General features: G+C 40.2%; 10 protein-coding genes. 1 reads left to right on the top strand and 9 read right to left on the bottom strand.

Annotation, left to right across the window (positions count from 1 at the left end):
• Positions 1–63: 63 nt before the first annotated feature.
• From BM098_RS07860 to BM098_RS07820, 9 genes are all read right to left on the bottom strand, one after another.
• A complete protein-coding gene (locus tag BM098_RS07860) occupies positions 64–1185 on the bottom strand; it encodes a glycerate kinase family protein (RefSeq protein WP_159430147.1) in 1122 nt (373 codons plus the stop codon).
• A 70-nt stretch (positions 1186–1255) separates the two neighbouring features.
• Positions 1256–2578 (bottom strand): 6-phospho-alpha-glucosidase, encoded by a 1323-nt coding sequence (locus BM098_RS07855; protein WP_089832191.1) that lies wholly within the window; start codon positions 2576–2578, stop codon positions 1256–1258.
• 105 nt (positions 2579–2683) lie between these two features.
• Positions 2684–4300 carry a PTS transporter subunit EIIC gene (locus BM098_RS07850; RefSeq protein ID WP_089832126.1) on the bottom strand — a complete coding sequence of 539 codons (1617 nt, stop codon included), beginning with the start codon at positions 4298–4300 and terminating at the stop codon, positions 2684–2686.
• Positions 4301–4319: 19 nt separating this feature from the next.
• A complete protein-coding gene (locus BM098_RS07845) occupies positions 4320–6875 on the bottom strand; it encodes a glycoside hydrolase family 38 N-terminal domain-containing protein (RefSeq protein WP_089832124.1) in 2556 nt (851 codons plus the stop codon).
• A gap of 151 nt (positions 6876–7026) precedes the next feature.
• A complete protein-coding gene (locus tag BM098_RS07840) occupies positions 7027–7755 on the bottom strand; it encodes a MurR/RpiR family transcriptional regulator (protein WP_089832122.1) in 729 nt (242 codons plus the stop codon).
• Positions 7756–8208: 453 nt separating this feature from the next.
• Positions 8209–8847 carry a nitroreductase family protein gene (locus tag BM098_RS07835; protein ID WP_089832120.1) on the bottom strand — a complete coding sequence of 213 codons (639 nt, stop codon included), beginning with the start codon at positions 8845–8847 and terminating at the stop codon, positions 8209–8211.
• Positions 8848–8849: 2 nt separating this feature from the next.
• Positions 8850–9287, bottom strand: a complete 438-nt coding sequence (locus BM098_RS07830) for a MarR family transcriptional regulator (protein ID WP_159430146.1) — start codon at positions 9285–9287, stop codon at positions 8850–8852.
• Positions 9288–9518: 231 nt separating this feature from the next.
• On the bottom strand, positions 9519–10487 hold the full coding sequence (glpX, locus tag BM098_RS07825; protein WP_234987451.1) for a class II fructose-bisphosphatase: 969 nt from the start codon (positions 10485–10487) through the stop codon (positions 9519–9521).
• Positions 10480–10932, bottom strand: coding sequence for an RpiB/LacA/LacB family sugar-phosphate isomerase (locus BM098_RS07820; RefSeq protein ID WP_089832117.1), 453 nt, complete (start codon positions 10930–10932; stop codon positions 10480–10482). Before BM098_RS07820 ends, glpX begins: the two co-directional genes overlap by 8 nt.
• 331 nt (positions 10933–11263) lie before the next feature.
• Here BM098_RS07820 and BM098_RS07815 point away from each other — a divergent pair, with 331 nt between their 5' ends.
• Positions 11264–12040: a DeoR/GlpR family DNA-binding transcription regulator gene (locus tag BM098_RS07815; RefSeq protein WP_089832115.1), complete on the top strand. Its 777-nt coding sequence runs from the start codon at positions 11264–11266 to the stop codon at positions 12038–12040.
• Positions 12041–12161 lie beyond the last annotated feature (121 nt).

Below are 12161 nucleotides of genomic sequence, written 5' to 3'. Positions count from 1 at the left end.
ATTTTTATCAGTATTATATGCAGATAGGAATTAAAACATGCAGATAATCTCCTTATTCATTTTCTAAATTGTCAACCGCAGTATTTGTTGAAACCTTTCGAGCGCCTCTTTTAATAGGCTTGGACCATTTACGATGGCTGTTTCAAGTGTCATTGGCTCGTTTACAATCGGCAATGTCACTAAAATGTTTTCCTCTTTTAATGAGGTTAAACCTTGTTCAATCTTACCAGCAAAGACTACTGTCGGTATGCCTTGCTCTTTAGCTAGTCGACTGATCCCAATTGGGACTTTCCCTGCGAGAGACTGACTATCAAACTTCCCCTCACCTGTAATAACTAAATCAACTGCGCGCAATTTTTCTTTTAGTTTCCCGCGCTCACTTAAAAGACTGAGACCACTTTGAAACGTTGCCCCGAAAAAGCTGTAACAACTAAACCCAATCCCACCAGCTGCTCCTGCACCGGGCATATCAGCACAAGACACGTGTAATGTGTCTTTTACTACTTGGCTAAACTGCCTCATGGCACGTTCTTGTTCTATAAGTTCTTCTTGTGAGAAGCCTTTTTGCGGACCAAATACATGCGTCGCCCCGTTACGACCTAGTAACGGATTAGTAACGTCACTTGCGATTAACCAGTTAACATCTTTCACCCGAGAATCTAACCCCTCTGTCTGCATCTTTTTCACCTGACTTAAATCAACTGGGAGTATGGGTAGTGCTTGATTTGCTTCATCTAAAAATTCTACGCCAAGTGCCATCATCATCCCGATCCCACCATCGACCGTGGCACTACCACCGAGTCCTAAAATAATCGTTTTAGCTCCGTAATCAAGTGCTTGGCTAATTTGTTCGCCGACACCAAAACTCGTATGATGACGTGGATGAAACGTCGTTTTATCTGCTTGAATAATTCCTGCCGCTTCCGCCACTTCAATCACAGCTGTCTGACTTTCTTTCACAAAGCCCCACGTTCCTAACACTGTCTTACCATTGACATTGGTGATTGGGCGCTTGATATAGTCTCCACCTTCAGCCTCAACAAACGCTTGAACCGTTCCTTCCCCACCATCAGCAACAGTAAAACTAACGACGTCATGATCTGTTAAAGTCTCTTTCACCACTTTGTTTGCTTCTTTACTTGTCATCGACCCTTTAAATGAATCAATCGCTGTCAAGATGCGCATATGTTTCATTCCTTTCTAAATCAAAAGAGTATGACGAATGTGTGCCATACTCTTTTGTCTCTTTCACCTATTAGTTTAATGTTGGCCAGTAATCTTTGTTTGCTTCAATTAAGGCATCAAGTACAATCCGAGCTTTCTTCGCATCCACAACCGTACGGTTAAGCGTTAAGGCTTGAAGTGCTTTTGTATATGAGCCTTCCATATAAGCTTCAACGGTAAGCTTTTCAAACGCATGTTGGTTTTCAATTAAGCCTTTATAAAAGGTATCAATTTCTCCAACCGCATACGGTTGTGGGCCGTTCACACCAAGCGTCGCTGCCACTTCCACCATACTATCATTCGGTAGATTTGCGATAATACCTTCATTTCTTACCATTACGATGAACGTTTTACGCTCATTATTGGCAATCGATGCGGCCACTTCCACCATCATGTCACCATGGGCATCGTTATGAACGACTTTTGAGTCACTTGCGGTTCCGTTATCGACAATACGACGACATTCTGCGAAGACTTTCTTCTCACGCCCTGCTCTTACCTCATCTGTACGCGTCCAATTTGGATCTAGTTTTTTCACTTTATACTCTGGATAGAGGTAATATTGTAAATAGGTATTCGGTAAATAATCAGGGAAGTCTTTCAACATATCTTCAACCATCGCATACGTCTCAAGCCATGATTGATCGCGTTGTTCTGCGTCAACGGGGCGGAAACCACCATTTGAGATAATCTCTTTTAATTCAGGCGCACGGTCACGTCCTGTTTCATCATAGATATGCGTAAACCAACCGAAGTGATTAAGACCAAAGTAAACCGGTTCTAATTTATTCACATCATGATCAATCAGTTTTGAATACGACCGGAGTAAATTCACCGGCTGATCACAAATATTTAAGATCTTGTCTTCTTTAGGGAAAATCTTATCGAGTGCTAAGGCAACAATCGCCGCTGGATTGGTATAGTTTAAAATCCAGGCATCTGGGCTTAACCGGCGCACGTCACGTACCATTTCTTCCATATCACGAATCGAACGAAGACCGTAACTAAAGCCACCAGGTCCGCATGTTTCTTGACCAATCACACCGTGCTCGAGTGGAATCTTTTCATCTTTTTCACGCATATCAAAGCCACCCGTACGCATCTGGCAAAAGACAAAATCAACATCTTTATAAGCGACTTCAGCGTCAGTTGTATAAGAAACCTCTACTTCTGGTGCTTCTTCTTTAAAGAGAATCTTCGCAAACTCACCAATCACTTCTTGGCGCTCTTCGTTCACATCATATAACACAACCCGGTTTAGAGCAAACTGGTCTAAATGTGTCGTCATTGCTTTTAAAATACCTGGCGTCCATGTAGAACCGCCACCAACGAGTACAATATTATTCTTTTTCATCATCAACATCCCTTTTCTATTTTTATTAGTGAACGACTGGGTTAACCAGCCATTCACTGCTTGAACCTACTAAAATCATGTATATTTTGGCCTTACTGCTTATTACTAAGCTTTTTGTTCATACATATAGTTATCAACAATGTTGCGCATCTTAGAGACCCGGCCACCATAGACAACGTGTACCGTATTAGCATCCGGACGCACAATACCATTGGGATTCGTTTTCTTTAAATACTCTTCTTTAACAAGGTCACCATTTTTTACTTCTACACGTAAGCGGCTAATACAGTTATCGACATCAACAATATTGGAAAGACCACCTAAACCTTCAATCACGTTTTCAGCCATTTTACGGTCCTGTTCTTTTACTGGCACGTCTTCTGTATCATCTTCTTCATTATCTTCAAAGTCAGTCTTCTTGCGACCAATCGTTAAGACGTTAAACTTACGGATGATAAAGGTATAACTGAAGTAATACATCGCAAAGAAAATCGGTCCGGCAATCAAGTAGATATACCATTTTGTTTCAAGTCCTTGGAAGACACCAAAGACTAACCAGTCAATGATCCCCCCTTGAATATTACCAATCCCAGCATCGAAAATGGCTGGAACGATGAATGATAGCCCCGCAAAGATGGCATTGACCACCCAAAGGACTGGTGAAATAAAGATAAAGGTAAATTCAATTGGTTCAGTAATACCCGTTAAAATAACGGCAGTTAAACCAGCTAGGAAGAACTTTAAAACTTTTTCACGTTTTTCTGGTAATGCCATGCGGTAAATCGCAAGCACCGCCGCTGGCATACCAAACACCATGTGCAGAATCTTACCTTGTGCTAAGAAACGCGTCGCATCGGTTGAGAATGGTAAGTTGTTATCTAATTGATACAAGTAAATCTGTAGGGCACCGACAAGTGAATTGCCATCAATATTTTCTACCCCACCAAGAGCAGTAAATCTAAACGTTTGATTTAAAATATGGTGTAAGCCGGTTGGGTTAATAATTTTTTCGGTGAAACCATAAAGGAAAGTACCAAACAGTCCTGTTTCACTGATTAATTCACCCATACTAACAATCCCAGCGTTCACAACCGGCCAAACAAAGGTTAACGCAATCCCGACCACAACCATAACTAAAGCTGAGATAATTGGGACGAAGCGTTTACCACTATAAAATGTTAGTGCCGCATGTAATTCTGTTTGTCTAAATTTATTGTGTAAGAAAACGCCCATTAAACCAGCGATAATACCACCAATCACGTTGGTGTTATAAACAAAGATCCCAAGTGTACTCGTAAAGCGGGCATTGAGTAACGTCGCATCGACTTGGCTTAAGCCTTCAGTATCCATTAAGTAATTAATCGATGTTGTCTCCGCTGTATAACCTTGAAGCGAGAGGAAGTAGTTCATTCCGATCAGCATCGCAATATAGCCTACTGCACCGGCATACACAGCCACTTCTTTATCACGTTTGACCATACCTAAAGGAATCGACATGGCGAATAAGAGCGGTAAATAACCGAATGGTAAAGCGGATATTTTTCTAATCATTCCTAAAATGTTTTGTAGTAAGGTATTATCTAAAAATGGCATAAACTCAATAATATTTGGATTTTGTAGTGCGGCGGCAAGCCCAAGGAAAATCGCCATAAATGACAGTAAACTGATTGGGAATAAGAGCGACTTACCGAAGCTTTGGAAATTCTTTTTAAAGTTTGTCATATAACTGCCTCTTTTCTTATTATTGATGGATAATAAACTGCATAATTTCTTGTGGTTTTACTGTTACTTCTTTGACGTCTTGAAGCGGTTCTTCCATCGCATTCGCACGCTTTGAACCTTCAGGAAGCGTTAGTGTATCCGGTTGGTCCATCGGATTATATAACCGAATCAATAACTGATTGTCTTCGGTACATTTGACGGCTGAGACCACACATTGCCCTAAGTTAAGGGTCACGTCAGTGTCGTCTAGTTTCACCTTTGGTCTTGGATTAAGATTAAAGCGATTAAATTCCTTACGCTGATAACCAATAAGTGGTGTAAGATAACGGTTTGCCTGTTTATTTTGTGTCTCGATTTGTTCAAAATCAAACGCACAGTTAAACGTAAAGCTTGTGTCTTTTAGTTGATTGTCTGGTGTTTTGATTTCAATACCTGACGGGCGACCAGGGCGATTGATAAGGTTTCGTTTACCTAGATGCGAAAATGTTCTAAACAAGGTAACATACGCGTTCCCATCAACAACTTCATATTCTTTTAGTCCTTTAGTGTAGAGATTGAATTGATGATCTCTTTTTAAAGACAGGTAGCTTTGCATCGTTTCAATACTGACAGGTTTTTCAACCCAGTTATCTTGTTCCCAGATAGCTAACGGTTCCGATAAATAGACCGGTTTTAGTTGGTCAGATAAATAACCATCAACTTTTACCTCATCAGTGATGATACCTGTACGAAAGACTAGTCGGTAACGACTGTCAGCGGTTGTATTGGTGTGATTCAGTTCAACGTAGACTTTTGGGTCGTTTTCAAATAAGCGGCACGTTCCGGTAAATTCTACACGCGCGGTTGTTTGTTTATTTTCTCGTTCGGTTTGATTACTTGGCACGCTAAAAGCGAGTGTAAGCTTGATGACTTCTGATAGCGCTGTCTTTTCAATCGTAAACGACAAGTCAGCTTCTGCCTGAGTGTTCAGTACCCAATCGGTCACCGGTGGTGAGTAATCATAACTATCACCCGCATCGCCACTATTTTCAATTGAGAGTACATTGTGATAGACACGATTCGTTTTCTTATGGCGGTAATGTAATTGATTGTCTTCAATGAACAACTGACCAAAATCATTTTTAATCATCGCATTTTTCGTTTGTTTTACTTCAGCTCTTTTTGTTTCAACTTCTTCATACGTGAAGTAACGGGCAGATAATCCGCGCATCTCATCCACTTTCACATAAATGTTCGTGCGGTAGACGGTAATATCTTTCAGTCTTGCCGCCACTTGACGGTCAATTAAACCGGCATCTTCACTTTGTTGATGATCTAGAACGTAATCAACCTGTTGCCCTGACTCATCATACAGATCAAAGTTCTTTGTCCGGGTAATCAGCTCGAGTGAGACCATTTCACCAGCACGCTTTTCTGGTGATGGGTTCACGATGACAATTGTATTGTTTGTTGCTTTATTCGCCATTGTGAGTAATCTTAAATGCAGTTCAATTTGGGTATCAACCATTTCTTTAGCGTTAATCAGGCGCTGTTTAATATCCTGATTGACACTATCACTGTTACAACCACCAATCGAGTCATGTGCATGGGCGCCGAATAATAATTTGGCAATTCTTTCAACGACACCATGTGGATAAGGAATCCCAACACGTTCACCAATAACGGCAAGTGGCTCTAAGGTGTGATACAGCTTCGTTTCAATTTCATTGTTTAATAATTTAATGTCCATCCGCGTTGAGCCGATTGTTCGGTGAATCCGGGCATGCTTACTATCGGTCAGCTCACCCCTAACAATCTCAAGTTCATCTTTATTTAGTCCTTGAAGGTACCCTTCAAAATCGGTCAGTGAGACGTTATCTTCTGGATACAGCTTTTCTATCTCCGTCATCACCTGTTTAATATCACGTTGCAGCGGCATTTGATCGTGACCATTCATAATGAGTCGGCTATTAGAAGCGGAATACGTATCTAAAACGTGCATTAACTTCGCCATTCTCTCACTTAATAACTTGGGATCACTTTCTAAGTACTTGGCTCCTTGGTAACCTGTTGCTAGGTTGATACCAAAAATCCGTGTGCCATCAACACCTTCCCATAAAAAGTCTGACTTCTCTGCTTTAAGCTCGCTAAATCCGCGCCAAAAGAAAGTGGATTCAATCCCGAACTGTTGATAGATTTGCGGCATTTGACTCGCATGGCCAAATGTATCTGGCGCATAACCGACAAGCATTGGTTCACCGAATTCTCGGGCCCGTTTAATTCCGTAATAGAGGTTTCTAAAAATAGATTCACCATGAACAAGTAACAGATCGGTTTGGGTGTACCATGGTCCAACGCGCAAGTTACCTGATTGAATCAGTCGTTTTAACCGTGGTTCTTCAGTTGGTTCAAGTTCTAAGTAGTCATCAATCATCACACTTTGACCATCTAAAATATAAATCGTTTCAGGATTGTCTTCTAAATAGTCCATAACATCTTGCATGTGATTTCTTAATAACACCTTCGTTTCATCTTTAGTAAAGTACCACTCCCTATCCCAATGTGTATGCATTAAAATCTTAATATCTCGGCTCATGATGTCCCCCTTATGTGTTTGATTACATTCTTAGTATAGCGCTTACATTCACTTGTGTGTTTCAAAGAGGTGGATAATTATCCAAAATAAAAAGAATTCTTTAACTTCCTGTGAGAAAGAATTCTTTTTGGTTATGTCAGTCAATGTCTAATCAATGATTAAAGTCATTGAGTTTAAGTTTGTTGATGACTTCATTAATCATTAAAATGATATGTAATTGTTGTTCCCGGGAGATACTATTCATTTTATCTACTGGGACATCGTGAACAAAGCTATACATACTATTCTCACTAATGGAGGAATCTTTTTTAGTAATCGATAGAATATACATATCAGCGCGTTTAGCATTCTCAAGCATCTGAAGGCAGCGCTGCGTTTCACCGGAGCTTGAGAGGATTAGTAAGGTATAGCCTTTAAATTGATTCAACATTTGAAGTTCAGAGACAACAATCGCTGGGATCCCGAAGTATAAAAATTGTCTGGCCATATATTGTGCAGAGACACTAGAAGCACCTAAACCAAAGATAAGAATCGTTCTCCGGTGTTGATACAAATGTTTTACCAGCGTATCTACTTGTGAAAAATTGATTTTGGAGAGGATGTATTCGGTATTTCTAATATAGGTGTGTGTTTCACTTGAGAGTATATCCACATCTTCTTTAATCGCATACTTAAGTTCACTAAAGCCTTTAAATCCAAGTAATTTAGCGGTGCGATTAATCGTGGCTTGAGACGTATAACTTTCTCTGGCGATTTTAACAACTGTGTAATTTGGCACCTGGTTAAAATGCGCTTCTAAATAGTCGAGTACGGCTTTTTCACTCTTTGTGATGGTTCGGTCAAAGTTTCGTTCTTTTAATTGATGAATCACGCGGTACATTTTTGTTCCTCCCTTTGCGATTGTCACTTTTATACTATCTACTAGATTACCGCTTCCTTAGTAACCTGACAAGACGAACATGAGGTTTTATATCTTTTAGCTTGTGTTATCGATCAAGTGATGGATCGCTTATTTTGCTTAGTTTTATCCGCCATCTATCTAGTTATATAATTGAGACCCAGGTCATGACTGTCGCTTATCAAAAGTGGGTAGCTAAAGCGTATTATTTTAGATAGCTTATATCATGTTTGGATAAATGAACACGGGACACCTTTAGCCTGGTTTACGACATCTATGGCTTAAATAGACGTTAGCCTATTAGGTGTGCGAAGTTTTACCGAGTTAATTTCTCAACGAAAAAGCGAAAAGCTCCCTAAAAAGAAAGCTTTTCGCTTTGATTGACTCTATGACTCTTTATCTATCTCTCAATTACTCGTGCACTTACTTTAGCTATTATTTCCACTCCGTGATAACTTCAGGCGCCAGTCTAACTGACTCATACCCTGATTCTTTCGCTTTACCAATTGAAAGAATCGTGACGGGCACATAACGTTTGGGATCGAGATCAAAAGCCTCCGCTAATTGATCAGCTTCAAATCCACCGATAGGATTTGTATCATATCCATATGCACGCGCGACTAACATCAGTTGCATCGCAAGTAAACTTGAATCAACTTTTACAAGGTCGTTCATGGCATTTGTCGGTAAGCTCTCATAAAGCGGGACAATTGTTTCAAGTTGTTGGTCACGTACTTCTTTAGGCATTAACCCTTCACTGACCGCTTGATCATAAATCATTTCACCGTACTTATAGCATTCCAAATCACCAAAGATGAGTATCATCGCACTTGAGGTATCGTTTTGTCTCGTGTTAAAGCGAATCAAAGGTTTTAGTGTCGCTTTTGCTTCATCACTTTCAACGACGACCATCCGCCACGGCTGCATATTAACTGATGATGGCGCTTTTGCGGCTTCTTTAATCATCGCGCTCATTTCTTCTTTTGGTATCTTTACTGTTTCATCATAGACACGGATTGAACGGCGCCCGTCTAAAATGTTATAAAAATCATTGTTTACAAAGTTATGTGTCATAATTATTCCTCCTCTTGGTCAAGCATCTGACGTGATGAACGTTTTAAGGTTGTTAAGAAGTCAATCACAAAATCAATGTCTTCACCTGTATAATTGTCAAACAGTTGCTGCATCATTGTCGCTTTACTTAATTCGCACTGACTAAGTAAAGCTTGTCCTTCTGGTGTTACAGTCACAAGCACTTCCCGGTTATTATCTGGATTACGCATGCGGGTTAGTAAGTCTTTTTCTTCAAGTACTTTCACATGCCGAGTAATCGCCGCTTGGTTAATCATTAGTTTACGCTGTAAGTATGTCTGTGTGACAGCTTTTTTATGATCAAGTAGACGCATGATTTCATAGCGGGTTAAACTAATATTAAGCTTATCGTCGAATAACTGGGTCAGTTGTAAATCCACTTGTTTTAATAAAAAGAACAGCTCTGTGTGATTGTGAGTCATCACATCCACCTCCATATATGATAAGTCAACTGTTGATAGGTCAATTATAAAACTTCTAATAAATAAGTCAACTCATCTGCACTTCCGTTCATTAAATATATACTTGCGTTAAAAAGACCATCGCGATTATCATAAATAAAAAAGCTGATTAGTCTCAGTATGAGTATCATCAGCTTTTTCTTCGTCCGTTTATATAATGGCTTTCATTCTAAAAAAAGACAAGCCTATCTATTACGAGGTTAATGATAGAGACGTCACAGCACTTTTAAGGTAGCTCGCTTTAATCAACCGGCTATGTTGGTCTTGACTTGAAAGTAACAGTGATTCTGTCTGATAGACAGTGTCTTTAGCTAGCTTTACGCCTTTCATAAGGATACTATCGGTGATCCCGGTACCGACAAAGATACAGTCATCACTACTGACTAAGTCACTATGTTCGAGTGTTTTATCTAAATCAGTCACACCCATTAAAAAACAACGATTCACTTGTTCATCCGAGACCGGTTTTAGTTTCCCTTGCATTTTACCACCGAGACACTTGAGCCCAACGGCTGCGACGACACCTTCTGGTGCACCGCCGGTGCCGATAAAGAGATCAATCCCGGTCTGTTCCATGGCGGTAGCGAGCGCATAAGTCACATCTCCCTCATCAAAGAGTTGAACTTTGGCCCCGCACATGCGGATGCGATTAATAAGCGCTTCATGTCTCGGCCGGTTTTGAATCGCGACATTTAATGCCGTTAGCGGTTTATTTAAAGCGCTACTTAAGTTTTGCAGGTTTGTCTCAATCGATAAGTTTATATCAACAGCTTCTTTTCCGTTTGGACCAACGGCTAGTTTTTCCATATACATATCTGGCGCATGAAGTAACGTGCCGCGCGGTGCGAGGGCTAACGTCGTTAAGGCGTTACTTTGGTTATTAACCGTCAGCACCGTCCCTTCAATCGGGTCCACCGCAATGTCTACTGAGAGGCCACCTTGACCTAATTGTTCATTAATCTGTAGCATTGGTGCTTCATCTAATTCCCCTTCACCAATCACCACTTTCGCATCAATCGGTAAAGCATTTAAACCGGCACGCATCACTGTTGTTGCGGCATCATCAGCGCCGTTTTTATCACCACTTCCGATAAAAGGGAAGCTTGCAATAGCCGCTTGTTCACTAATTTGTAGGATTTCTAAGGCAAGAGCTTTAATCACAAGTTCTCACCTGGTTCGTATCAACAGCCGCTTCACTAACAAACGCTGGTTTTAATGAAGAATTAGCCGGTGTATCAAAATCAGCGACGGCTAAGAAAGTAAGCATCGTTTCGACCATTGCTTTTTTAGTCATTTTATCTGTCACCATGATTAATAGGTTGACATCCTCATCCACTATTTCCGCAGCATGATCTAAACCATGCACCGCACGGATACATGCTTGGTTAAAGGTGACAGCTTTATCTGATGTCACTAGAAGAATACCACGGTCTACGGTGCCAGTTTGTAGTGCTTCAATCATTTCTTGTTGCGATTGTTTGAGTGACGTTTTTGTTTGTGTCTGACTGCCTAAATTATTTATCTGAAGCGCCGCTGGGCGTAAATAGCGGTTCATTTCCCGTTTCATAAAAAAACTTTCAGCATCACTTGCGATAGCTACCTTCATTCATTATTACCTACTTTCGTTTGGTTTCGTTTTATGATTTTAATATATCATTACATTTCGTTTATGTAAATATTTTTTTCGTTATCTTTCGATAACTTATGGTATTGACATATTATTTTCGTTTTTAGCGCTATACATGTTAAACTGAAACCGGCAAAAGACAGATACCTTTCACATGAAGCAACAATCAATGGTATAATGGACATAACTTGAACGACTCATATTTATACCACAAGCCGTTACAATAGCTGACTTATTATTTCATTAATGGACGTTACAATAAATATAAACAAACACAGGACCGTAAGGTCCGCGCTTAAGAGGTGACAAAATGACAAAACGATTCACAAAAGAACGACGTGTTCATATCCATAACCTTATTCAGGAAAGAAAACGGGTCACAGTGAAACAACTCTCTGAGGAACTTGATGTTTCTGAAGTGACACTGCGCACCGATCTAAAGGAAATGGAAAAGGAAGGTTTACTGACACGCACACATGGCGGGGCGATTATGAAAGAACAAACGACACCGACAGGCAGTTTTAAGAAGCGGTCAGAGACAAATTTAAAAGAAAAGCAAATCATCGCAAAACGCGCCCTATCACTGATTGAAGATAAGAGCTGCATTTTACTTGATGCCAGTACAACAGCCTTAGAGCTGGCAAAAGAAATGAAACAACTCAATATGAAACTCACGATTATGACTAACGGGATGTCGAGTGCGATTGAATTAAAAGAAAACCCGTACTTTAATGTAATTTTAATTGGTGGGATTTTAAGACCTGGTTCGATGGCGTTAGAAGGTTCGGTTGGTATTCAAGCGATGGATATGTTAAATAACATTGACTTATTGTTTACTTCATCAAGTGGGTTTTCCTGTGAGAGTGGCTTAACCGACTTTAACTTCTATGAGACCGACTTAAAGAAAAACATGGTCCAAAGAGCGAAACATGTCGTCGCTCTCTTAGACCATTCAAAGTTTAATACAAACTCTATTTCATCCTTTGCGACGTTAGAAGAGATTGATACGATTATTACGGATCACGTTGTAGAAAAGTCAGCGGCAGAGAAAATTGAAGCCGCAAATGTTCACTTAATTGATCACTAAAATAAAAACAGCTAAACCGGCGTTTCGTAAGCGCCAATCCATAAGGTAGGTCGGCACGACAAATAGCCTTTGCTACAATGTTAAGTGTAGTAAAGGCTATTGACATTTCGCCTGAACATCA

Source organism: Halolactibacillus halophilus, assembly GCF_900115605.1.
GTDB classification, from domain to species: Bacteria; Bacillota; Bacilli; order Bacillales; family Amphibacillaceae; genus Halolactibacillus; species Halolactibacillus halophilus.
This window is presented reverse-complemented; position numbering and strand designations above follow the sequence as displayed.